Below are 22041 nucleotides of genomic sequence, written 5' to 3'. Positions count from 1 at the left end.
CAGCGCCCTTCTGCGTGCACGCTCACCGGAGCAGGCGAGCATCGCGTTGTCGGTCACCGGGTACCCGCAGCACTAAAACGGGCCCGTTCCCGGCATCCTGAGCCGCTGTCCTGACGTCAGGCGAGGGCGCGGGCGGCGCGGCGGTCGGGTTTGCCTGACGGCAGGCGCGGGATCTCGGCGACGGGAATGATGCGGGCGGGTCGGGCCGGGGCGCCGAGTTCGGCGGCGACTGCGGTGCGCGCGGCGGTGAGCGCGGCGTCCGGGTCGGTGACGCCGGCGGCGACGATGGCGGAGGCCTGCCCCCACCGCTCGTCGGCGATCGGCACGACGACGGCCTGCTCGAGCCCCGGCACGGTGTGCACGACACGTTCGACCCGGTCGAGCGAGACGTTGACCCCGCCCGAGACGATGACGTTGTCGAGTCGGCCGGTGATCCGCAAAACGTCGCCTTCGACCGCGCCGGCATCACCGGTGCGATACCAGCGGATGCCATCGTCGACGGTGAACGCGGATGCCGTGAGCGCCTCGTCGAGGTACCCTTCGGCGAGGGTCGGGCCCGATACCTGCACCTCGCCGTCGACGACGCGCAGGCCGACACCATCGAGCGGCACGCCGTCGTAGACGCACCCGCCGCTTGTCTCGGTCGACCCATACGTGCGCACGATGCGCGCACCGCGCTCGGCCGCACGCTCCAGCAGCGCCGGCGAGATGGCCTGACCGCCGACGAGGATCGCCTCGTAGGCGGCGAGGGCGGCATCCACCTGCGGGTCGTCGACGTCGAGCAGGGTCGCCAGCTGCGCCGGCACGAGCGACGTGTACCGCGGCACCGGGGTACCCCCGCGGCTCGATGCAAGCCCGTGCGTCGCCGCGGCGAACGTCTGCGCCGTGAACGAGCCGCTCAGCAGGGCTGGCTCGTGCCCGGCGATGAGGGCGCGCACGAGCACCTGGACACCGGCGATGTAGGTGGCCGGCAACGCCAGCAGCCACGCACCGTCGCCGATCCGCGCGCTCGTGGCCAGCGCGCTCGCGGTGAGGGCGTGACGGCCGAGGACGACGGACTTGGGGATGCCGGTCGACCCCGACGTCGTGAGGACGACGGCGGTGCCGGCGGGCACCTCAGCAGGCAAGCACGCGGGGTCGCCGCCGAGCGCGACCGCCGGCCCCGCACCCAGCACCGCCGCCCGCAACGCGCGCAGCACGTCGCGCGGGTTGGCGGAGACCAGTGGGCTCAGCAGCATCAGTAGTGGTACGGGTAGGGCGACCAGTCCGGGTCGCGCTTCTGCAGGAACGCGTCGCGGCCTTCGACGGCCTCGTCGGTGCCGTAGGCGAGGCGGGTCGCCTCACCGGCGAACACCTGCTGACCCACCATGCCGTCGTCGATCGCGTTGAAGGCGAACTTCAGCATGCGGATCGCGGTCGGCGACTTGCCGAGGATCGTGCGCGCCATCGCGATCGCCTCGCGCTCGAGGTCGGCGTGCGGCACGACCCGGTTCACGGCGCCCATCTCGTACGCACGCTTGGCCGAATACTCCTCGGCGAGGAAGAACACCTCGCGCGCGAGCTTCTGCCCCACCTGCCGCGCCATATAGGCGGAGCCGTAACCGGCGTCGAACGAGCCGACATCGGCATCCGTCTGCTTGAACCGGGCGTGCTCAGCCGACGCGATCGACAGGTCGCACACGATGTGCAGCGAGTGGCCGCCGCCCGCCGCCCACCCGGGGATGACGGCGATGACGACCTTCGGCATGAAGCGGATGAGCCGCTGCACCTCCAGGATGTGCAACCGCCCGGCGCGGGCGGGGTCGGGCGCGGTGGCATCGTCTGCGGCGTACGTGTAGCCGTCGCGGCCGCGGATGCGCTGGTCGCCGCCCGAGCAGAACGCCCAGCCGCCGTCCTTGGCGCTCGGACCGTTGCCGGTGAGCAGCACGACGCCGACCCTCGGGTCCTGCCGGGCGATGTCGAGCGCACGGTACAGCTCGTCGACCGTGTGCGGACGGAACGCGTTTCGCACCTCGGGGCGGTCGAACGCGATGCGCGCGATGCGCCCGTCGACGGACACGTGGGCGGTGATGTCGGTGTAGGCCTCAGCGCCGGGCGCGAGCACCCACTCCGCAGGGTCGAACAGCTCGGAGACGGTCACACGTCCAGCCTACGGCCGCGGGCCACCACACCCACCGATGCCGCGGCGCCTACAGTGGCGACATGGACACCTTCGTCGCCCGCGCGGTGAGACGGATGCCGATGTCGCGACACTGTCGGAGCATGGACCGTCGACGCGGACTGCACGCCGGGGCACTGGTCATCGCAGCAGCGCTCTCACTGAGCGCGTGCGCGACGACGCCCGGCACGACAGCTCCCCCCTCGGAGACCGCGTCACCCGATGCCCGAGCGTGGGTGCAGTTCGACGACTTCCCTCTCGAGCCGCGGGACCAGCCCGCCGCTGCGTGGACCGGCAGCGAGCTCCTCGTGCTCGGCGGTTCGACCGGACCACCGTGCCCACCGAATGCGTACTGCATCGCAGGCGACCCGGTTGCCGACGGCGCAGCGCTCGACCCCGAGACTGGCACCTGGCGGGCGATCGCCGACGCCCCGATGGGGCTGCCGTCCCCGACGGCTGTCACGGTCGGTGACCTCGTGTACGTGACGAGCACGCTCATCGCCGACGAACAAACGCTGCTCTCCTACGATCCCGCTGCAGACACGTGGGCGACCGTGGATGCCCCACTCGAGGTTGGACACCTCCTCGTCGCCGACGGCGACGATCTGCTCCTGGTCTCGGCCTCCGACGAATACGGCGGCGTGCCTGACCTCGTGCTCGACGGTGCGACCGGCGAATGGACAGAGCTCCCCGCCGACCCGATCGGCGATGCGTTCAACCGGATGCTGACGCCCACGACGCACGGCCTCGTGCTGACGGCCCACGATCTCGTCGACAATCCCGGCGCCGACGGCCCCTCGCTTACACTCGCGGCACTGTTCGACCGCGAGACCCAGACCTGGACGCGGCTGCCCGATACCGAGCAGATCGCCGATTGGCCGTGGGCCGTCAACGGCGACCGCCTGATCGCACCGTCGCTCGGCGGCGCGGACGGCGGGGAGATAGGCAACTGGGGACGCGTGTATCCGAACGGCGGGGTCATTACCCTGCCCGACGGTGCGTGGGAGCCGTTGCCGAACCTGCCTACCGGCAACCATCAGCCGGGGCTCGCCGATGCGGTCGGCACTCACCTCTCGGTCGCCTCCGGGTACCTCTACGACGACGATGCGCGCACGTGGGAGCCGCTGCCACCGGTCGACGACATCCCCGACGTTGTGCGGACGACCGCCTGGATGGGTGACCGACTCCTCGCCTTCGGTGGCACCGCGTGGAACAGCCGCGAGGGCGAACGCCTGAGGTCCGTCTGGATGCTGACGCCGTGAGTCGCGCAGCGCTCGCGCTGCCGGCATTGCTCGTCGTCGCGATCCTGGCCGTGTCTGCACACGGACGCGGCGGACACGGTCTTCTGCGGCACCGACGTGCGGTGGTCTCCGCCAGAATGAGCCCGTGATCCTCGAACACGCCGTCCTGCCCGTACGCGCCGGTCGCGAAGCGGACTTCGAAGCCGCGTTCGCGCGTGCCCGCCCGCTGATCGCGTGCCAGCCCGGCTTCATCGACCTCGCCCTGCACCGGTCGGCCGAGACCCCGAACGAATACCTGCTGCTGGTCTCGTGGGAAAGCGTCGAAGCGCACACCGAGGGCTTCCGACGGTCGGCCGAATACGAGCAGTGGCGGCACCTGCTGCACGACTTCTACGACCCGTTCCCGGTCGTCGAGCACTTCACCGAGATTCCGCTCGGCGCACCCGAGGCTCAGCGCACGGAATGAACCTCCGGTGAGCGTCCGGTGACCCGGTCGCAGGAGCCGGGCGAGCATGCGATCCTGGTAGGGACCACCCTCTCCCCCGGAGGTCGCGCCATGCGAATCACCCGAAGCTCCGACTGGCGGGACGCCCTGTCGTTCGACATGCCGTTCCGCGCCGCAGATGTCGCCCCCGGCGAACCTGCTCGTTGCGCTGCGTGTCCCGGCGACGCCGATGCGCTGCCGCGCACCGACCTGTGGGCGGTGAAGCATCGGCATCCCACGAACCCGGCCGGCTTCGTGCGCTTCTATTGCGCCGCACACACCCCGAAGGCCCCCGCCCGCCCCGTGGCGGCCGCAGCGCCCGCGCGCGCATCGCGTGCGCCCCGCCGCGAACCGGCCCGCCGCGAGACGATCCCGAAGCGTCAAGCGCCGACCGATATCGTGCGGGCCATGTGCCCCGACTGCTTCGTCGAGGTCTCCGCCACCGGCGAATGCGGCATGTGCGGCCAGCGCATCTGAGCAGCGCCGCAGCGTCCCAGCCGCTGCCGAGGATCGCGCGTTCAACATTCAGGCTTCGCGAGGTCTCCGGCGACGTGAGCCGCAGAGTTCCGCGGGCATCGCAGCACTTGGGCCACGCAGAGCCTGAATGTTGAACCGGGCGCGGCAGCAAGTAGCATCGGCGGATGCTGCGATTCGACGATCCGCTGCCCGTGCGGCCGCAGAAGATCGTCGTCGCGGGCGTCTCAGGTTCAGGCAAGACGACCCTCGCGGGTCGCATCGCCGCCGTCGCCGCGGTGCCGCACGTCGAGATCGATGGCCTGTTCCACGGCGCCGACTGGACGCCGAGACCGACGTTTCTCGACGACGTCGATGCGTTCACGGCGGAGCCGGCGTGGGTCACCGAGTGGCAGTACCGCACCGCCCGGCCGGTGCTGAGCGATCGGGCCGACCTGCTCGTCTGGCTCGACCTGCCCTTCGCCACCGTGACGCTGCCGCGGGTGGTCTCGCGGACCCTTCGCCGCCGCATCCGTCGTGAGGAGCTGTGGAACGGCAACGTCGAGCCGTCGCTGCGTACGTTCTTCACCGACCGCGAGCACATCGTCCGCTGGTCGATCTCCACCCGCAACAATTACCGCGCGCGCATCCCGGCGCTCGCGGAGACCCATCCCGCACTGCCCGTCGTCCGACTGCGATCCCAGCGGCAGGTCGACGCGTGGATCGTCGGGCCACTCACCGCCGCGGTCGCCGCATCGTCGCGTGCACAACGTCGCAATTCCGATCCCGAACGGCCTTGAGCCGGCCATTCTCAGCCTGCACGTGGCGAATTGGCGACGTTGTGCTCACCGCCGCGGCGCGCGACGCGCCTTGAGGAACCCGTCGATGATGTCCCAGACGGCGACGCCGGCGATCGTGAACCCGGTGATCGTGCGGAGGATGAACAGGAGGTCTTCGCCCGCCCCTGCGTCGAGGCCGGCTTGGACGGCAGCCGGGTTGAACAGCACACCGAGGTTGTAGAACAGGATGCCGGCGGCCGCGAGCGCGAGCACGGTGTTCACGACCGCGGCCGCGACCGTCCAGCGACCCATCCGGTACACCCAGGCGGCGAGCGCGATCTCGAGGGCCATCACGACGAACAGCAGCACGATCTCGACCGGCCACAGCGAGCTGTTGAGCACCGAGACGAGTCCGTCGTCTGTGGGGACGAAGCCGACGCCGAGGTCCCACAGGATGAGTCCCGCCAGGAACACCATGAAGATGACCGATGCGACGAGGTCCGACAGGCGGGCGCCCGTCTCGCGCGGCAGCGGCAACCGGTCGGGCGTCCACTCGAGCACCGGCGCTCCGGAGCGGGCACCGGTGCGCTCGATGATCGCGAACACGAGCGTCACCCAGAAGCACACGTGCATGATCACCGTGATGACGGTGACGACGGTCGTGCCGATGACATCGCCGACCTCGGCACCCGAGAGCATCTTGCCCAGCGCGACCCCGAAGGCGGCGCAGGTCGGCACGATCCACAGCAGCAGGATCAGCAGCCGCTTCCACTCCAAGAAGTACCGGGGGCCGATCAGCTGCAACGGCCGGTCGGCGTAGCCGGCGGCCAGCACATCGGGGTCGCCGAGCGCCTCGATGACGGCGCGCTCTGCGGCGGCGGGTGTTTCGCCGGCGGCGACGCGGTCGTCGATCTGATCGGCGAGCAGGGCCGACAGTTCGCGCTCGACGTCGTCGCGCTGCGCTTCGGGGACGGCCCGGGTGACGGCGAGGAGATAGCGGTCGGTGAGGGTGGCATCCATGGTGGTCCTCCGGTTCAGGCTTCAGGAAGGTCGGCGATCGCGGCGGCGACCGTGCGGAAATCGGTGGCGAGGACGCCCGCAAGGCGAGCACCCTGCGCGCTGGTGCGGTAGAACTTGCGGGGTCGCGCCTCCTCGGTGTTCCACTCGCTCGTGAGGTGCCCCTGCTTCTCGAGGCGCCGAAGCAGCGGATAGAGCGTGTTGGCGTCGGTGTCGAACCCGCGCGCGTTCAACTGCTCGAGCAGCCCGTAGCCGTAGCCGGGCTCGGCGAGCAGTCGGAGCACGGCGAGCACCACCGTGCCCCGCCGCAGCTCTTGCAGGTGCGTCTCAAGTGCTTCCGTCTCGCTCACGCCTCACACGATACTGTGTGACACACACTATCGTCAATGACACAGTCTGACGCGGACGTCGGGGTCTGGAAGAATCGAGAAAAGGGGGTTCCATCATGGGCATCCGTTCGACCTTCACTCGCATCAAGCAGGCGATCTTCGGCAAGCCGCTCACCCGTGAGCAGGCGCAGGTGCAGAACGAGAACTACCGTCGCGCCGCACAGGGCAGCAGCGCTGAGCGCGGATCGTCGGTCCAGAACCAGACCTTCATGTTCTGATCAAGCCAGGATGGATGCCGTGAGCATTCCAGCCCTGTCTGACCTGACGACCGAGTTCCACGTCGTCGCACTGCCGCTCGTGACGCGATTCCGCGGCGTCGAGACTCGCGAGGCGCTCCTGCTCCGGGGACCTGAGGGGTGGAGCGAGTTCTCCCCCTTCGTCGAGTACGACGACACCGAGGCGGCGACGTGGCTCGCTGCGGCGATCGACTTCGGCTGGCGTGAGCAGCCCGCGCCGGTGCGCGACCGCATCCCGGTCAATGCGACGGTGCCGGCGGTGACAGCAGACGCGGTGCCCGGCGTGCTGGCCCGGTTCGACGGATGCCGCACTGCGAAGGTCAAGGTGGCCGAGCGCGGCCAGCGCCTGGCCGACGATGTCGCGCGGGTGCGGGCCGTGCGCGAGGCGATGGGGCCCGAGGGGCGTATCCGCGTCGACGCGAACGGCGGCTGGAACCTCGACGAAGCCGAGCACGCGGTGCACGCACTCGCCGAGTTCGACCTGGAATACGTCGAACAGCCGTGCGCGAGCGTCGATGAACTCGCCCAACTGCGCACCCGCATCCGCTACATGGGCATTCCGGTCGCCGCCGACGAGTCGGTCCGCAAGGCCGACGACCCGCTCGCAGTTGCTCGGGCAGGGGCCGCCGACCTCATCGTCGTCAAGGCGCAGCCGCTCGGCGGCATCGCGCGCGCGCTCGAGATCGTCGCGGATGCGGGCCTGCCCGCTGTGGTCTCGAGCGCGCTCGACACGAGCGTCGGCCTGTCGATGGGCGTCGCGCTGGCCGCATCGCTTCCCGACCTCGAATTCGACTGCGGCCTGGGCACCGCGTCGCTCCTGGCGGCCGACGTCACCGCTTCGCCCCTCACCCCGCGCGGCGGGGGGTTGCCGGTCGCTCGCGTGGAGGTGGATGCCACCCTGCTCGAGCGCCATGCCGCCTCCGACGAGCGACGCGAATGGTGGACGCAGCGCCTGCGGCGCTGCCACGCGCTGCTGGCGGGCTGAGTCAGCGCGGTTCGACGAGCGCGCCGACGAGCATCTCGAGGCGCGTGTTGAGCCGCTCGCCGATCTCGGCCTGTGTGCACCCTTCGAGGGTCGCGTTCGTGCAGGTCGCGGTCGTCACGTCGTGGAGGAGCTCTGCGGCCTCGGCGACCGAGATGCGCAGGCGGATGCCGTGCGTTTCGACCACTTGGGCGATGATCTGCTCGATCCGTCCGCACACGGCACGCTGCCACGTCAGGAACGCCTCGGCCATGCGGCCGTCGCGCATGGCCTGCGCCTGGATCTCGCTGACGAGATCGGACTTGAGCTGCTCACCGAACGAGGCACCGACGATGTGCCGCACCATGCGCACCGGGTCACCCGCAGCCTCGTCGGGTATCTCGCGCACACGGTCGGCGACTTCGGCCATCTTCTGTTCGGCCAGCTGCATGATGAGCGCGAGGAACAGCTCATCCTTCGATTCGAAGTTCGAGTAGAATGCACCGCGCGTGAACCCGGCACGCTCGCACACCATCTCGACCGACGCGGCATCCATACCGACTTCGGCGAACACCTCATGTGCCGCGTCGAGCAGCCTCGCGCGCGTCTGCTCGCGACGCCGGGGGGCCGGTTTGGCGGTCACGTCGGTCATGCGCGCGGCTCCTCTCTGCCCGTCGATCACTGCGGGCCGATCTTCACACCGAGTCCCCAGGATTGCGTCGAGGACCAGACTTAGGATACATCTATGTATTGGATACAGCGTTGTATCGAATCCTCCTGACCATTCGATCCCGGAGAGCTCGTGTCCACTCTGCTCTACTCCCTCGGCCGCTGGTCGTTCCGTCACCCGTGGCGCGTGCTCGTGTCGTGGCTGCTGCTGCTCGCCGTCGTCGGCGGCGCGACCGCCGTCTTCATGAAGGGCACCGACAACTCCTTCACGATTCCGGGCACCGAGGCGCAGGAGGGTATCGAGATGCTCGACCGCACCTTTCCCCAGGCCAGCGGCACCAGTGCGCAGCTCGTGATCGTTGCCCCCGAGGGCGAGCGGGTCGACACCTCCCCCATCGACGGGCTCATCACCGAGACCGTCGAAGACCTCAGTGACCTCGACGGCGTCCTCGCCGTGACCGATCCGTTCGACGACATGGTCTCGGGCATGGTCTCGGAAGACGGCGAAGCGGCCATCGTCCGCCTGCAGTTCGACGGCCAGGCGACCGACGTCTCGGACGCCACCCTCGAAGCCCTCACCGAGGTCGCCGCCGACCTGCGCACCGACATGCCCGACGGGTCGCAGGTCGCAATGGGCGGCGACCTGTTCTCCACCTCTGTGCCGGCGCTGACGATCACCGAGGTCGTCGGCGTGCTGATCGCACTGTTCGTGCTGATCATCACGTTCCGGTCGTTCGCCGTCGCGTGGTTCCCGCTCGTGAGCGCGCTCATCGGCGTCGCCCTCGCGATCGCACTGATCTTCGTCTCCACCGCCTTCGCATCGGTCTCGTCGACGACACCGATGCTCGCCGTCATGCTCGGGCTGGCGGTCGGGATGGACTACGCCCTGTTCATCGTCGCTCGACATCAAGATCAAGTGCGCGACGGCGTCGACCCGGAGGAGTCGGCCGCGCGTGCGACCGGCACCGCGGGTTCGGCCGTCGTCTTCGCGGGCGTCACCGTGCTCATCGCCCTCGTCGGCCTGAGCTTCGCGAACATCCCCTTCCTCACGACGATGGGTATCGCGGCCGCGGTGGCCGTCGCGATCGCCGTCGTCGTCGCCGTCACGCTGACCCCCGCGCTCCTCGGATTCGCGAAGGGGCGTGTCATCGGTTGGAAGCGTCGCGCTCGGCGCGCCGCGAAGACCCCGAAGCCCGCTCGCGCAGCCCGGCGCGGATTCGCCGACCGCTGGGTGACCGGCGTCACCCGGCATCCCATCGTCGCCACGGTCGCGGTCGTCGTCGGCCTCGGCATCCTCGCCATCCCGGCAGCGAGCCTCACCCTCGCGCTGCCGAACGCCGGCGTGCAATCCCCCGAGAGCGAGGCACGCCAGGCCTACGACCTCACCGCGACGCACTTCGGCGCAGGCGCGAACGGCCCGCTCATCATGGCCGGCACGATCGTCACCTCGAACGACCCCCTGGGGCTCATGGAGGACCTGAAGGCCGAGATCGAGCAGATCCCCGGCGTGAAGGAGGTCGCCCTCGCGACGCCGAACGAGACCGCCGACACCGGACTCATCCAGATCGTGCCCGAGACCGCCCCCGACGACCCCGCCACCGCCGACCTCGTCCGTGAACTGCGCGCCCAGCACGACCGACTGCTCGACGAGTACGGCGTCGACCTCGTCGTCACCGGTTTCACCGCGGTCGGCATCGACATCTCCGATCGCCTCGGCGCAGCACTCGTACCGTTCGGCATCTTCGTCGTCGGGCTCTCGCTGATCCTTCTCACGATCGTGTTCCGCTCGATCTGGGTGCCGCTGAAGGCCGCCGCCGGCTACCTGCTGTCGGTGCTCGCCGCCTTCGGCGTCGTCGCCGCCGTCTTCGAATGGGGCTGGCTCGCCGACCTGCTGCACGTGACGCGCACCGGGCCCGTCATCAGCTTCATGCCGATCATCCTCATGGGCGTGCTGTTCGGGCTCGCCATGGACTACCAGGTGTTTCTCGTCTCTCGCATGCGCGAGGACTACGTGCACGCCCGCCGCGCCCGCGGTGGCCGCGCCGACCGGCAGACCGCGGTCGGCGCCGTGCGCAGCGGCTTCACGGCGTCGGCGCGCGTCGTCACCGCCGCCGCCGTCATCATGTTCGCCGTCTTCGCGGCTTTCGTCCCCGAAGGCGACGCGTCGATCAAGCCGATCGCGCTGGGCCTGGCCGTGGGCATCGCCGTCGACGCGTTCGTCGTGCGGATGACGCTCGTGCCGGCGGTCATGGCGCTGCTCGGCGAGAAGGCGTGGTGGATGCCACGCTGGCTCGACCGCATCCTCCCCCACTTCGACATCGAGGGTGAAGCGGTCGAACACGAACTGCAGCACGCCGATTGGCCCGAGCCCGGGTCGACCGCGCCCCTGGCCGGTCAGGGCGTCACGGTGCGCGCCGACGGCGGTCGAGGCGTCGGCGAAGTGACCCTGTTCTCGGGCGCCGACTTCCGCCTTGAGCAGGGCGGCACCCTGCTCGTCACGAGCCCCGATGCACGTGCAGGTCGGGCGTTCGCGCTCATGGTCGCGGGCCGCATCCCCGCCGACGAGGGACTGCTCCGCGTCGCCGGACACCTGCTGCCCGGCCGCTCCGCATGGGTGCGCGCCCACGTCGGCGTGGCGCTGCTCGACAGCTCGACCGATCCGATCGCCGCGTTGCGCGGCGCGCTTGCCGGCGGCACCCGCCTCGTCGTCATCGACGGCATCGACACCCTCTCGGGGCCGCAACGCGACCAGGCGAGCGCCCTGCTGCGCGACGCCGCGGCATCCGCCTCCTCGGCCGACGTTGAGGCGAGTCCGCTCACGCTCGTCGCCACCGCCAGACGCGACGGCCCCGCACTCGACGTGCTCGCCGACGCGCACCGGCCGAGCGTGACCGCGCTGGCCCTCACGACCCGACCCTCCGACTCCGACCTTCCCACGCAGGTGATCTCATGACCCTCCCCATCGAACGCGCGCGCTCCCGCCGCCCCGTCACGTGGCTCACGCTCGTCGGCGTCCTGCTGCTGCCCGTCGTGATCGGCGGCATCCTCGTCGCGGCGCTCTACAACCCCACCGAGCGACTCGACGGCATGAGCACCGCCATCGTCAACAACGACGAGCCGGTCACGATCGACGGCCAGATGGTGCCACTCGGTCGGCAGTTGACCGCGGGCCTGGTCGAAGGCTCCGACGACCTCGAGAGCAACCTCGACTGGACCATCTCGAACGCGGACGACGCGGCTGCGGGCCTCGTCGACGGCACGTACGACGCCGTCATCACGATCCCCGAGAACTTCTCGGCCGCCGCCACCTCGACCGCCCCCGGCGGCGACCCGGAACAGGCCACGATCGAGGTCACCACCTCGCCCGACAGCCTCATCGTCGACGACGCCATCACCTCCCAGGTCACCCAGACCGCCGCCGCCCTCATGGGTGACGAACTGTCGAGTGTCTACCTCGAGAACGTCTTCCTCGGATTCACGACCCTCGGCGACCAGCTCGGCCAAGCGGCAGACGGCGGCGCACAGCTCGCCGACGGCGCCGCGCAAGCCGCCGACGGTGCTCGCGAGTGGGCCGACGGCGCGGATGCTGCGGCTTCAGGTGCCGTGTCGCTGGCCGACGGCATCCGCAAGCTCTCGTCTGGCGCCTCCGAACTGGCAGACGGCACCGACGGCATCGCGACCGGCGCCGACGGCATCGCCTCGGGCGCCACCAAGCTCGCCGACGGCACGAGCGCCACGGCCGACGGCCTCGACAGCTGGGCCGCGGGCGCGAACGACCTCTCGGCGGGCACGAGTGAACTCGCCGGCGGACTGCAGCAGATGGCCGATCAGGTCTCGCAGCTGCCGGAGGTGCCGCAGGAGATCGTCGACGGCGCCAACGAGATCGCCGCGAACAGCGAACAGATCAAGTCGACCGTCACCGGTGCCGTCTCCGAACTCGAACGCCTCTCGGCCACCTGTGTCGACGAGGGCGGGTCAGCCGAGCTGTGCGAGGCGCTCGCGCAGGCATCCGCAGAGGCGAACTCCGCCCTCCCGACGATCACGGGCGTCATCGACCAGTCCGGCGCCGTCGCGGGCCAGGTCGAGCAGCTCGCACAGTTCGGCCCGCAGCTGACCGCGGGCCTGCAGCAGTCGGCCGACGGTGCGGCCTCGCTCGCCGGCGGCATGTCGGGGCTCGCTGCCGGGGCGACTGACCTCGCCGGCGGCTCACGCCAGCTGGCATCCGGCATGAACGGCCTCGCGTCGGGCGCCGGGCAGCTCGCCGACGGTGCCGGGCAACTCGCCGACGGCGGCGACGCGCTCGCCTCGGGCGCCGCCTCGGCCGCGACCGGGGCCGACGAACTCGCGTCGGGTGTCGGGCAGCTCGCCGACGGCGCCGGATCGCTCGCCGACGGTGTCGACGAACTCGCCGACGGCACCACGACCCTCGCCGACGGGCTCGCGCAGGCCGCCGACGAGCTCCCCTCGTACACGGATGCCGAAGCGAGCAGCCTCGCATCGGTCGTCTCCGACCCGGTCGGGGCCGACGGCATCGGCACCGATCTGTTCGGCGCCTCGGCCGTGCCGCTGCTCGCGGCGGTCGCCCTGTGGTTCGGATCGCTCGCAACCTTCGTCGCCCTGCAGGCCGTGCCGCGCAACGCGCTCAGCTCACGCCGCCCGTCGGCGCTGCTCGCATTGCGCTCGCTGGCGCCGGCGGCGGGGATCGGTGCACTGCAGGGCGTGCTGGTGGCTGCCGTCGTGCAGTTCGCCGCAGGCTATGACGCGAGCACATGGCTCGGCTTCGCGTCGCTCGCCGCACTCGCGGGGATCGCATTCGCCGCAGTCAACCAGGCGCTCGTGGCCGTCTTCGGCGGCGCGGGTCGCTGGATCGGCGCGCTCGTCGGCGCGCTGGCCGTCGCGACCGGCATCGTCTCGACGGTGCCCGGTGTGCTGTCGTCGATCGCGGTGCTCATGCCGACGACGCCCGTCTACCAGGCGCTGCTCGCGGTGCTCACCTCGGCCGGGGGCCTGGGCTCGGCGATCGCCGGCATCATCATCTGGAGCGTCCTCGCCCTGGCAGTCACGATGCTCGCCGTCGCCCGCCGTCGCTCCACGACCGCCCGCGCCGTCCTGACACCGGCATCCGCCTGAGCCCTACGCCGGTCGCCACGGCGAGAGGACCGCGTCAGCTCAGGCCGCTGTAGACGTGCAGGCCCTTGAAGAATTGGTTGACGATGATGAAGTTGAACAGCACTGCACTGAAGCCGATGATCGACAGCCAGGCCGAGCGCGCGCCGCGCCAGCCGCGGGTCGCGCGGGCGTGGATGTAGCCGGCGTAGAGCACCCAGATGACGAAGGTCCACACTTCTTTCGTGTCGAAGCCCCAGTAGCGGCCCCACGCGTCGTTGGCCCAGATGGAGCCGGCGATGAGGGTGAACGTCCAGAAGATGAAGCCGATGATTGCGAAGCGATAGGCGAGGGACTCCAGCGCGTCGGCGCTCGGCAGCGTCCGCAAGAAGCCGGGACCGGTCTTCACGACACCGCCATCGGATGCGGTGGCGGATGCCGCGACCGCGAGCCGCTCGCGACGCGCCTGCAGCAGCTGCATCACCGACAGGCCGAACGCGAGGGCGAACAGCGCCGAGGACAGCGTCGCGACGAAGACGTGGATGACGAGCCAGATGCTCTTCAGCGGGTCGGCCAGCGGCACGACCTCGACGTAGAACGCGAGCGTCGCGCCACCGAGCAGCACGACGGTGAGCCCCGTGATGAACGCGCCCAAGAAGCGCAGGTCGTAGCGGAACAGCGTCACGAGGTAGACGGCGACGACCAGCAGCATGCCGGTGAGCGCGAACTCGTACATGTTCGACCACGGCACGCGCTCGGCGGCGATGCCGCGCAGCACGGTGCCGGCGAGGTGGAACAGGAAGCCGAGCACGGTCAGGGACGTGCCGATACGGGCCCACACGAAGCGGGGGCGTTCCTTCGGGGAGGCGGAGATCGCGTCGGCAGCGAGGGCCTCCTCGGCCCGCACGGCGTCGATCGGCGAACCGCCCACGGCGACGAGTTCACGCTCGAGCGCGGCATCCTTCGCCTTGATCGACTGGTCGGAGCGCCGCGCCAGGTCGATCGCGTACGCGACGAATGCGAGCGTGTAGATCGCGACGGCGGTCCACACCGTCAGGACGGAGATGGCATCCAGCGAGAGACCCTCTTCAGGCATGGCTTTGATTCTACTTTCCGGGGGTCGCGGCGGTCGCGGGGCTCACGATGGTCGCCAGCGACGCGAGGTGACGGGTGCGGAGGTCGTCGACCGCCGCAGCGATCGCGGGGTCTTCGCCGCGGGCGAGGCCCGCGTACTCCAGGTGCAGGTCGTCGTCCGGACCGACCGTCGCCTTGACCCACAGGCGCCGGCGCGGCACGAACAGCGCGATCATGAGGCCCAGCGTGGCGAGCACTGCGAACGCGAGCACCCACGGCGCCCCGACGTCGCGGTGGATCGACAAGGACACGTATCGGGCCACCGACTCGGGAGCGCCCGACGCCGTCGCGTCTTCGAAGGTGACTGATCCGCGGCCATCGGGCAGGTCAGCGGTCTGGCCGGGCGCGAGTTCGAGGGTCTCGGCCTCGCTCTGCCGCCCGGCGATCTGCGTCATGTCGCTCGTGTCGAGGGTGTAGACCGAGCGGGGCGTGCCGTCGTCGATGCCGAGGTCGCCGACGTACACCTCGAGTGTGAGCAGCGGGTTGAGCAGGTCGGGATAAGCCGACGCGATCGCGCCGGTCTCGAGGGTCGCCGCGGTCGGGTAGAAGAAGCCGACCATGCCGAGCTGCTCGTCGAGCCCGTCTGCGATCTTGACCACACCGAGCGACGTCATCGTGTTGCCACCCTGCGGCAAGAACTCGACCGCCTCGCTGAAGACGATCTCGCCGTCAGCGCCCCGCACCGTGATCTTCGGCGCGTACCCGTTGCCCATCAGGTATACGCGGTCGCCCGCGATGTCGACGGGATGGTTGACCCGCACGACCTCGTCGCGCGCCTCCTGCCCTGCCTCTTGCACGGTCACGTGCGCTGCGAAGTCGCCCGCCTGACCCGCACCGGACTCGCCGAACGGCGTGTAGGTGACGTCGAAACGGTCGAGGGTCACCGTGTAGGGGGTGAGGGCGTCGGTGTCGACGAAGCGACCGGGGTTGAACGACGTGTAGCCGAGCCCCAGCGAGTTCACGAAGCTCTTGCCCTCTTGGATCACGGTCTGGCCCGTGTACGTGAACCCGCCGCCGATCCCGACCGCGAGCAGCACGCCGACGAGCGACGCGTGGAAGACGAGGTTTCCGGTCTCGCGTGCGTAGCCCCGCTCGGCCGACACCGACCACGTTCCGCGGCCGTCGTAGCGCTCGACGCGGTACCCCGCCTTGCGCAGCTGCTCGCTCGCGGCATCGATCACAGCGGACGCTTCGGCCTCGGCATCCACGCTCACCGGCACCGACTCAGTCAGGTGGTCGGCCAGCCGCGACAGTCGTGCGGGCGTGCGCGGCGGGCGCGAGCGCAGCGCCTTCCAGTGGTGCTTCGTGCGCGGAATGACGCAGCCGATGAGCGAGATGAACAGCAGGATGTAGATCGCCGAGAACCATGCCGACGTGTACACGTCGAACAGCTGCATGGCGTCGAGGATCGGGAACAGGTCGGGATTGTCGCTGCGGTACTGGCTGACGCCGTTGGGATCGGCGCTGCGCTGCGGAACGATCGATCCGGGGATCGCAGCGATGGCCAGCAGCAGCAGCAGCACGAGTGCGGTGCGCATGCTGGTGAGCTGGCGCCACCCCCAGCGCAGCCATCCGACGAGACCGAGGCGCACCGGCGTGCCGGCGTCGTCGCCGGCACCGTCTGCGTGGTCGGACGGTCGCAGCGGATCGGTCACGTCAGAGCGGGAGCTGGACACTGCCGACCACCCCCGCCAGACGCGACATGAGCTCGGTCCACAGTCCCGTGACCATGAGCAGTCCGAGCACGATCAGCAGCACTCCTCCGACGATGTTGACGGCGCGGATGTGGCGCTTGAGGAACCCGACCGTGCGCGAGGCCCAGCCGAACCCGATGGCCAGCAGCAGGAACGGGATGCCGAGGCCGAGCGAGTACGCGATCGCGAGCACACCCGCCCGCCACGGGTCGGCCTGCGAGATCGCGATCGACAGGATCGCGGTAAGCGTCGGGCCGATGCACGGCGCCCAGCCGATGCCCATCGCGATGCCCAGCAGCGGTGCGCCCGCCAGCCCCAGGCCCTGCCGCAGCTGCGGCCGGAAGGTGCGCTGCGCGAAGCCGAAGACGCCGATGAAGACGAGCCCCATCGCGATGACGACGATGCCGAGGATGCGGGTGATCGCATCCTGGTAAGCGATGAACGCGCGGCCGAGGGTGGCACCGAACACGATCAGCACGAGGAACACAACGGTGAACCCCGCGATGAACAGTCCGACGCCCAGCAGCAGGCGACCCCGGGAGGCCGCCGCCGGCGTCACCGGATTCGGAGATTGTTCGCGGATTCGGATCGTGGAGCCCGCGGCATCCGAATCCGGCGACGATGTCCGAATCTGCGACGCCGAGGAACGGGCGGACGCCGGGGCGACGGCGCCGCTGATGAACCCGAGGTAGCCGGGGACGAGCGGCAGCACGCACGGAGACAGGAACGAAAGGAGCCCAGCGAGCACGGCGATCGGGATCGCGAGCCAGAGCGCACCGTCGAGGACGACGGATCCGGGGTTCACGAGTCCTCCGCGACGAGGTCGGTGACGACCGACCGCAGGATCGACTCGCTCTGCACGGCACCGATGAAGCGCGCGGCCACACGGCCCTGGGTGTCGAGCACGAGGGTCGTCGGCGCCGCCTGGATCGTCGTGAGCGACGCGAAGGTGAGCTTGAGGTCGGTGTCTTCACGCAGGAGCATCGACGGGTAGGTCACCCCGTACTTCTCCTCGAACGAGGTCGCCTGCTCGGGTCCGTCGTAGATGTTGACGCCGACGAAGTCCGCCCCGGCATCCTGCGTGGCCTGGAAGACGCTCTCGAGGATGGGCGCTTCGACACGGCAGGGGCCGCATGCGGCGTACCAGAAGTTGACGACGAGCACGTCTCCGGCGTAGTCGTCGCTCGAGATCGTCTCGCCGTCGACGCCGGTTCCGGTGAAGACGATGGGTTCCCCGCGGTCGGCGACCGCGATCTCTTCGACGGTGCCGTCGCCCGAGATGAAGCCCTGGTTGCTGCCCTCCCGATACTGGTCGGCGAGGTCGTCGTTCTCGCTCGTACACGCGGTGAGCGTGACGGCGAGCGCGAGCGCGGCGATGCCTGCGACGATGCGGCGCATCACACGGCTCCCACGTCGACGGCGCCGGCGGTCGAGGCCGGCTCGACGTATGACACTTCGCGCCACCGATCGCCAGACAGTTCGAAGCTCGTCACGGACGACAGCGCGCACCGGCGACGGCGCGGGTCGTGACGCAGCCGCTCCCCCTCGACCGCCAGGTGGGTGATCCAGATCGGCAGCTGGTGCGAGACGAGGACGACGTCGCCCGACGCCGCCGCGTTCCAGGCGTCGCGCATCGCCGCGTCCATCCGTGCGACGACGGCACGGTACGGCTCGCCCCAACTGGGCAGGTCGGGGTCTCGCAGGTGGAACCAGTTGACCGGGTTGCGCAGCGCGCGGGTCATCCGCTGCCCCTCGAAGACGTTGGTCGGCTCGATGACGCGATCTTCGGTCACAGGGTCGAGTCCGAACAGTTCGGTGAACGGCTCGGCCGACTCCTGGGCGCGCTGCAGCGGCGAGGCGTACAGCCCCGTCACGGGCCGGTCGAGATGCTGGATGTGCGCTGCTGCGGCGTGGGCCATGCTGCGGCCGTCGTCGGAGAGGCGGTACCCGGGGAGTCGCCCGTACAGCACGCGGCGAGGGTTGTGGACCTCTCCATGGCGGACGAGGTGGAGGCGATCGGCGGGCATACCTCGATCCTACGTGGGAGCCTCCTATGCATCGCCTGGATGCCGGGGCTCACCCCTGCACCGCTCAGACGGAGACGGGTACCGGCGGGTGCGCGGCGGCCGACCGCGCGTGCAGCCGCTTCTCGGCGAACACGAGCGCCGCGACGATCGCCGCACCGAGCAGGGCGAGCAGGATGGGGCCGAGGATGGGATCGGCCGGCGCCGCGAGCGCGCCGATGCCGTGTGACTCACCGGCCGGCATCGTCTGCCACGGCCACAGGGCGCGAAGCGACCCGAGCATGAGCCCCGCCATCGCGATGAGCGTGAGGCGCCGGTGGTGGTTGAGCAGCCACGTCATGACCTGCACGATCGTCACGAGCCCGACGAGGGCGCCCGCCGCGAAGACCGCGAGGTAGCCCAGATCGAGCTCATCGACGGCCCGCAACGTGGGCGAGTAAAGGCCGACCGCGAGGAGGAAGAACGACCCCGAGATGCCGGGAAGCACAAGCGCGCACACGGCGACCATCGCCGCCAGGAACACGGCCCACATCGGGGGCTCTGCCACGAGCGAACCGCTCGCCAGGTCGACGGCGAAGTATGCGGCGACCGCTGCCACGACGAACACGGCGACCCCGCCGATCCGGGCACCGACGCTGTGGCGTACGCGGGGCAGCATCATGAGGGGCACGGCGATGCTCGCGGCGACGAGGCCGAAGAACAGGCCGCGAGCCTGCTCCGGGTAGCTCGAGACGAGCCCTTCGACGATCCCTGCGAGGGTGAGCACCATGACCGCCATGCCGAGGATGAGTGGGATCACCAGCATCCATTCGACGCGGCGGATCTCGTCGCGGAAGCCGTCACGGCGGTCCGGTCCCGACGCGAGTCGACGCACCGCGCGCACGACGTGCGAGGCCGATCGGATGAGGCGCTCGTACACACCGGTGATGAGCGCGATCGTTCCGCCGGAGATGCCCGGAAGCAGCTCCGCGATGCCGATGAGCGCGCCGCGCAGGGCGTTCAGCAGGAGCGCGGGAAGGGTCCGCCAGGTGAGGGCGTGCCGAATCGGAGTGGTCGGCGGCGGCGTGGCGGGCGTCGTCATGGCTTCGACGTTACGGCGCGGAGATTTCCAGAACCTGTGCGTCGGCCATGAACAAGCACCCCACGTAGACTGGTCGATCGTGAGTGAACGCGTTCTCGTCAACCAGCTTCAGGGTCTCTCCGACGGACCGGTCTCTGTGTCCGGATGGGTCGAGACCGTCCGCGATCAGAAGAAGGTGCAGTTCGTCATCCTGCGCGATGAGACCGGCGCCGTGCAGCTCGTCAACCCGGCGACTCGTCCCGTGGAGACCTCCCCGGCGGTTGAGCCTGTTGAAACCCAGGATGCCGCGGCGCTCGCCCTCACCGACCTCATCTCGAACCTTTCGACCGGCACGTTCCTGACAGTGACCGGCGACCTCAAGCACGATGAGCGCGTCAAGCTCGGCGGCGTGGAGATCAAGATCGGCGCGCTCGACGTGTCGGCCGCAGCGCTCCCCGAGACGCCGATCGCTGCCGACAGCGGGCTCGACAAGCGCATGGACTGGCGCTTCCTCGACCTTCGTCAGCGTCGCAACAACCTCATCTTCCGCGTGCAGACCACCCTCGAGCACGCGATGCGCACCTACTGGATCGAGCGGGACTACATCGAGGTGCACTCCCCCAAGCTCATGGCCTCGGCATCCGAGTCGAACGCCGAACTGTTCGAGGTGCCCTACTTCGAGGAGCAGACCGCGTACCTCGCGCAGTCGCCGCAGTTCTTCAAGCAGATGGCACAGGTCGCCGGCTTCGGCAAGATCTTCGAGATCGCACCGGCGTTCCGCGCCGACCCCTCGTTCACGAGCCGCCACGCGACCGAGTTCACCTCGATCGACGCCGAGATCAGCTGGATCGACTCGCACGAAGACGTCGCCCGCATGCAGGAGGAACTGCTGCAGACGGCGATCCAGGCCGTCGCCGACAAGCACGGCGCCGAGATCGAAGAGCTCTTCGGCTTCGAGGTCGTCGTTCCGTCGATCCCATTCCCGCGCATCCCGCTGGCCGAAGCTCGCGAGATCGTCGCGGCACGCGGCTACGACATCCCCCGCACCGACGGCGACCTCGACCCCGAGGGCGAGCGGCAGATCGCCGCGCACGTGCAGGAGCAGTTCGGCCACCAGTTCGTGTTCATCACCGACTACCACCCCGAGATCCGCGCGTTCTACCACATGCGCGACGAGGCGACCGGGCTCACGAAGTCGTACGACCTGCTGTTCAAGGGCGTCGAGATCACGACCGGCGCGCAGCGCGAGCACCGCGTCGACGTGCTCATCGAGCAGGCCAAGGAGAAGGGGCTCGACCCCGAGCACCTCGACTTCTACCTCGACTTCTTCCGCTACGGCGCCCCGCCGCACGGTGGCTTCGGCATGGGTCTTGCGCGCGTCATGATGCTGCTGCTCGGTCAGGACTCGATCCGCGAGGTCACCTACCTCTTCCGCGGACCGACGCGTCTGGCCCCCTGACAACCGTCATCTGACCTCGCGCGAGGTCAGATGACGATGTCGACGGCGACGCGATCGCCGCGCACCGATCCGATGTAGGCGGCTGCGGCCTCGTGCGCGGGGTGGACGAGGTACGCGTTCAGGCCGTCCTCGTCGTCGAAGTCGGCGACGAGCGCGAGGTCCCAGTTCTGGCCGAGCGCCAGCACGTTGCCACCGGCCGTCATGGCGCGAAGGCTCGGCACGACACCGACGAGGGCGTTCAGCCGCGCAGCACCCTCGGCCGCGTGCGCGGCGCGCTCGGCGGCGTCATCGGATGCCATCGCGAACGCGACGATGTGGCGGATCATGCGGTGTGCTCCTTCAAGGCTGCGCGCAAGCGGTCGGGAGACACACGCCAATGCGCGTGCAGCCGGTCGTCGATCAGGACGACGGGGATCTTCTCCCACCACTGTTCGTACAGCGCGGGGTCGTCGAGGATGGAGGCTTCGCGCACGGCCACGGCGTCGTCCGGAAAGTCGGCGACGACAGCATCGACGATCTCTCGCGCCACGTCGCACAGGTGGCAGTCGGGCTTGCCGATGAGGGTCAGGGTCGTCACGATTCCATCCTTGCACCGGGCGAGGTCAGCGGGCGCACAGACACGAAGCGCCCATCCGGAAGGACAGGCGCTTGGTGTCGATGCCGCTTACTTCTTGTTGCGGCGCTGGTGGCGAGTCTTGCGAAGCAGCTTGCGGTGCTTCTTCTTCGCCATGCGCTTGCGGCGCTTCTTGATGACAGAACCCACGGAAAACCTCACTCAGTCGGGGGTCTGGACGCACAGGGTGCACGTCCGGGAACGGCCTCTACAGGAGAATGCCTCAGGAGAGTCTAGCCGACGTCGGCGATAGGGCGTTGCAGAGCCGCCGTCACAGCCGTCTCGGGTACGCGGTAGCTGCGACCGAAGCGCACCGCGGGCAGCTCGCCGGCGTGCACGAGTCGGTACACGGTCATCTTCGAGACGCGCATGAGGTCAGCGACCTCCGCGACCGTGAGAAAGCGCACGTCAGACAGTTCCGACATCGTGCCACCTACGTTCTTTCATGTTCCCCAGAAATGGTGGATCCAGCCTAGAGCCTGGCCGGGACGCGTGTAAACCTATGAGCCGCATGTGACTGACGTCAACGGCAGATCTCGCGAATTTCGACCGCCGCAGCGGTGC

Annotated in this window: 24 protein-coding genes; 9 read left to right on the top strand and 15 right to left on the bottom strand. The window is 69.7% G+C overall.

The features are described from left to right. Window positions 1-116: 116 nt before the first annotated feature. Together ACSF8R_RS00365 and ACSF8R_RS00360 are read right to left on the bottom strand one after the other, a co-directional pair. On the bottom strand, window positions 117-1238 hold the full coding sequence (locus tag ACSF8R_RS00365) for an AMP-binding protein (RefSeq protein WP_434809848.1): 1122 nt from the start codon (window positions 1236-1238) through the stop codon (window positions 117-119). After that, window positions 1238-2140: a 1,4-dihydroxy-2-naphthoyl-CoA synthase gene (locus tag ACSF8R_RS00360; protein ID WP_434809847.1), complete on the bottom strand. Its 903-nt coding sequence runs from the start codon at window positions 2138-2140 to the stop codon at window positions 1238-1240. The genes ACSF8R_RS00365 and ACSF8R_RS00360 overlap by 1 nt, the downstream gene beginning before the upstream one ends. A gap of 122 nt (window positions 2141-2262) precedes the next feature. Between ACSF8R_RS00360 and ACSF8R_RS00355 the strand changes: the two genes are divergently transcribed. The 4 genes from ACSF8R_RS00355 to ACSF8R_RS00340 all read left to right on the top strand — a co-directional run bounded on the left by ACSF8R_RS00355 (window position 2263) and on the right by ACSF8R_RS00340 (window position 5136). Next, window positions 2263-3420, top strand: coding sequence for a hypothetical protein (locus ACSF8R_RS00355; protein ID WP_434809846.1), 1158 nt, complete (start codon window positions 2263-2265; stop codon window positions 3418-3420). 124 nt (window positions 3421-3544) lie between these two features. Beyond that, on the top strand, window positions 3545-3865 hold the full coding sequence (locus tag ACSF8R_RS00350) for an antibiotic biosynthesis monooxygenase family protein (RefSeq protein WP_434809845.1): 321 nt from the start codon (window positions 3545-3547) through the stop codon (window positions 3863-3865). Between the two features lie 90 nt (window positions 3866-3955). Further along, on the top strand, window positions 3956-4360 hold the full coding sequence (locus tag ACSF8R_RS00345; RefSeq protein ID WP_434809844.1) for a glucose-6-phosphate dehydrogenase: 405 nt from the start codon (window positions 3956-3958) through the stop codon (window positions 4358-4360). A gap of 164 nt (window positions 4361-4524) precedes the next feature. After that, window positions 4525-5136: an AAA family ATPase gene (locus tag ACSF8R_RS00340; protein WP_434809843.1), complete on the top strand. Its 612-nt coding sequence runs from the start codon at window positions 4525-4527 to the stop codon at window positions 5134-5136. A 45-nt stretch (window positions 5137-5181) separates the two neighbouring features. On the opposite strand, the gene ACSF8R_RS00335 is transcribed toward ACSF8R_RS00340, so the two are convergent. Together ACSF8R_RS00335 and ACSF8R_RS00330 are read right to left on the bottom strand one after the other, a co-directional pair. Beyond that, a complete protein-coding gene (locus ACSF8R_RS00335) occupies window positions 5182-6135 on the bottom strand; it encodes a permease prefix domain 1-containing protein (RefSeq protein ID WP_434809842.1) in 954 nt (317 codons plus the stop codon). Window positions 6136-6149: 14 nt separating this feature from the next. Then, window positions 6150-6482 carry a PadR family transcriptional regulator gene (locus ACSF8R_RS00330; protein WP_434809841.1) on the bottom strand — a complete coding sequence of 111 codons (333 nt, stop codon included), beginning with the start codon at window positions 6480-6482 and terminating at the stop codon, window positions 6150-6152. A gap of 95 nt (window positions 6483-6577) precedes the next feature. Between ACSF8R_RS00330 and ACSF8R_RS00325 the strand changes: the two genes are divergently transcribed. Beyond that, a complete protein-coding gene (locus ACSF8R_RS00325) occupies window positions 6578-6739 on the top strand; it encodes a hypothetical protein (protein WP_434809840.1) in 162 nt (53 codons plus the stop codon). A gap of 10 nt (window positions 6740-6749) precedes the next feature. Beyond that, window positions 6750-7742, top strand: coding sequence for an o-succinylbenzoate synthase (locus ACSF8R_RS00320; protein ID WP_434809839.1), 993 nt, complete (start codon window positions 6750-6752; stop codon window positions 7740-7742). Window position 7743: 1 nt separating this feature from the next. Here ACSF8R_RS00320 and ACSF8R_RS00315 read toward each other — a convergent pair whose 3' ends face one another. After that, complete coding sequence (locus ACSF8R_RS00315; RefSeq protein ID WP_434809838.1) at window positions 7744-8370, bottom strand: TetR/AcrR family transcriptional regulator; 627 nt, start codon at window positions 8368-8370, stop codon at window positions 7744-7746. A gap of 150 nt (window positions 8371-8520) precedes the next feature. Here ACSF8R_RS00315 and ACSF8R_RS00310 point away from each other — a divergent pair, with 150 nt between their 5' ends. Both ACSF8R_RS00310 and ACSF8R_RS00305 read left to right on the top strand, forming a co-directional pair. After that, entirely contained in the window at window positions 8521-11340 is a 2820-nt protein-coding gene (locus ACSF8R_RS00310) for an MMPL family transporter (RefSeq protein WP_434809837.1), read from the top strand. After that, window positions 11337-13517: a YhgE/Pip family protein gene (locus ACSF8R_RS00305; RefSeq protein WP_434809836.1), complete on the top strand. Its 2181-nt coding sequence runs from the start codon at window positions 11337-11339 to the stop codon at window positions 13515-13517. The genes ACSF8R_RS00310 and ACSF8R_RS00305 overlap by 4 nt, the downstream gene beginning before the upstream one ends. Window positions 13518-13551: 34 nt before the next feature. Here the strand turns inward: ACSF8R_RS00305 and ccsB are convergent, their stop codons facing one another. The 6 genes from ccsB to ACSF8R_RS00275 form a co-directional block, all read right to left on the bottom strand. Next, window positions 13552-14589, bottom strand: coding sequence for a c-type cytochrome biogenesis protein CcsB (gene ccsB / locus ACSF8R_RS00300; protein WP_434809835.1), 1038 nt, complete (start codon window positions 14587-14589; stop codon window positions 13552-13554). 10 nt (window positions 14590-14599) lie between these two features. Continuing rightward, on the bottom strand, window positions 14600-16282 hold the full coding sequence (resB, locus tag ACSF8R_RS00295) for a cytochrome c biogenesis protein ResB (protein ID WP_434809834.1): 1683 nt from the start codon (window positions 16280-16282) through the stop codon (window positions 14600-14602). A 1-nt stretch (window position 16283) separates the two neighbouring features. Continuing rightward, a complete protein-coding gene (locus tag ACSF8R_RS00290; RefSeq protein WP_434809833.1) occupies window positions 16284-17126 on the bottom strand; it encodes a cytochrome c biogenesis CcdA family protein in 843 nt (280 codons plus the stop codon). Continuing rightward, complete coding sequence (locus ACSF8R_RS00285; protein ID WP_434809832.1) at window positions 17123-17719, bottom strand: TlpA family protein disulfide reductase; 597 nt, start codon at window positions 17717-17719, stop codon at window positions 17123-17125. Before ACSF8R_RS00285 ends, ACSF8R_RS00290 begins: the two co-directional genes overlap by 4 nt. Beyond that, a complete protein-coding gene (locus ACSF8R_RS00280; RefSeq protein WP_434809831.1) occupies window positions 17719-18348 on the bottom strand; it encodes a histidine phosphatase family protein in 630 nt (209 codons plus the stop codon). Before ACSF8R_RS00280 ends, ACSF8R_RS00285 begins: the two co-directional genes overlap by 1 nt. Window positions 18349-18412: 64 nt before the next feature. After that, on the bottom strand, window positions 18413-19426 hold the full coding sequence (locus ACSF8R_RS00275; RefSeq protein ID WP_434809830.1) for a DUF368 domain-containing protein: 1014 nt from the start codon (window positions 19424-19426) through the stop codon (window positions 18413-18415). Between the two features lie 79 nt (window positions 19427-19505). Between ACSF8R_RS00275 and aspS the strand changes: the two genes are divergently transcribed. Then, entirely contained in the window at window positions 19506-20864 is a 1359-nt protein-coding gene (gene aspS, locus ACSF8R_RS00270; protein WP_434809829.1) for an aspartate--tRNA(Asn) ligase, read from the top strand. Between the two features lie 26 nt (window positions 20865-20890). On the opposite strand, the gene ACSF8R_RS00265 is transcribed toward aspS, so the two are convergent. From ACSF8R_RS00265 to ACSF8R_RS00250, 4 genes are all read right to left on the bottom strand, one after another. Next, window positions 20891-21190, bottom strand: a complete 300-nt coding sequence (locus ACSF8R_RS00265; protein ID WP_434809828.1) for a Dabb family protein — start codon at window positions 21188-21190, stop codon at window positions 20891-20893. Continuing rightward, window positions 21187-21441 carry a glutaredoxin family protein gene (locus tag ACSF8R_RS00260; protein WP_434809827.1) on the bottom strand — a complete coding sequence of 85 codons (255 nt, stop codon included), beginning with the start codon at window positions 21439-21441 and terminating at the stop codon, window positions 21187-21189. Before ACSF8R_RS00260 ends, ACSF8R_RS00265 begins: the two co-directional genes overlap by 4 nt. Window positions 21442-21528: 87 nt before the next feature. After that, the gene (locus ACSF8R_RS00255; RefSeq protein ID WP_003792170.1) at window positions 21529-21627 is read right to left on the bottom strand and encodes a 30S ribosomal protein bS22; all 99 of its coding nucleotides are present in this window, start codon (window positions 21625-21627) and stop codon (window positions 21529-21531) included. A gap of 83 nt (window positions 21628-21710) precedes the next feature. Continuing rightward, complete coding sequence (locus tag ACSF8R_RS00250; protein WP_203189579.1) at window positions 21711-21902, bottom strand: helix-turn-helix domain-containing protein; 192 nt, start codon at window positions 21900-21902, stop codon at window positions 21711-21713. Window positions 21903-22041 lie beyond the last annotated feature (139 nt).

This window comes from Microbacterium sp. bgisy189 (genome assembly GCF_965345345.1).
Lineage (GTDB): Bacteria > Actinomycetota > Actinomycetes > Actinomycetales > Microbacteriaceae > Microbacterium.
Note: the sequence above shows the minus strand (reverse complement) of the source record. Positions and strands in the feature narration are given on the sequence as shown.

Excerpts from the sequence above, each read along its gene's own strand:
- ACSF8R_RS00320 (WP_434809839.1), top strand. The coding sequence starts at position 6,750 with ATGGATGCCGTGAGCATTCCAGCCCTGTCTGACCTGACGACCGAGTTC.
- ACSF8R_RS00335 (WP_434809842.1), bottom strand. The coding sequence starts at position 6,135 with ATGGATGCCACCCTCACCGACCGCTATCTCCTCGCCGTCACCCGGGCC.
- ACSF8R_RS00365 (WP_434809848.1), bottom strand. The coding sequence starts at position 1,238 with ATGCTGCTGAGCCCACTGGTCTCCGCCAACCCGCGCGACGTGCTGCGC.
- ACSF8R_RS00315 (WP_434809838.1), bottom strand. The coding sequence starts at position 8,370 with ATGACCGACGTGACCGCCAAACCGGCCCCCCGGCGTCGCGAGCAGACG.
- ACSF8R_RS00325 (WP_434809840.1), top strand. The coding sequence starts at position 6,578 with ATGGGCATCCGTTCGACCTTCACTCGCATCAAGCAGGCGATCTTCGGC.
- ACSF8R_RS00355 (WP_434809846.1), top strand. The coding sequence starts at position 2,263 with ATGGACCGTCGACGCGGACTGCACGCCGGGGCACTGGTCATCGCAGCA.
- ACSF8R_RS00250 (WP_203189579.1), bottom strand. The coding sequence starts at position 21,902 with ATGTCGGAACTGTCTGACGTGCGCTTTCTCACGGTCGCGGAGGTCGCT.
- ccsB (WP_434809835.1), bottom strand. The coding sequence starts at position 14,589 with ATGCCTGAAGAGGGTCTCTCGCTGGATGCCATCTCCGTCCTGACGGTG.
- ACSF8R_RS00265 (WP_434809828.1), bottom strand. The coding sequence starts at position 21,190 with ATGATCCGCCACATCGTCGCGTTCGCGATGGCATCCGATGACGCCGCC.
- ACSF8R_RS00340 (WP_434809843.1), top strand. The coding sequence starts at position 4,525 with ATGCTGCGATTCGACGATCCGCTGCCCGTGCGGCCGCAGAAGATCGTC.
- ACSF8R_RS00275 (WP_434809830.1), bottom strand. The coding sequence starts at position 19,426 with ATGACGACGCCCGCCACGCCGCCGCCGACCACTCCGATTCGGCACGCC.
- ACSF8R_RS00305 (WP_434809836.1), top strand. The coding sequence starts at position 11,337 with ATGACCCTCCCCATCGAACGCGCGCGCTCCCGCCGCCCCGTCACGTGG.
- ACSF8R_RS00285 (WP_434809832.1), bottom strand. The coding sequence starts at position 17,719 with ATGCGCCGCATCGTCGCAGGCATCGCCGCGCTCGCGCTCGCCGTCACG.
- ACSF8R_RS00345 (WP_434809844.1), top strand. The coding sequence starts at position 3,956 with ATGCGAATCACCCGAAGCTCCGACTGGCGGGACGCCCTGTCGTTCGAC.
- ACSF8R_RS00280 (WP_434809831.1), bottom strand. The coding sequence starts at position 18,348 with ATGCCCGCCGATCGCCTCCACCTCGTCCGCCATGGAGAGGTCCACAAC.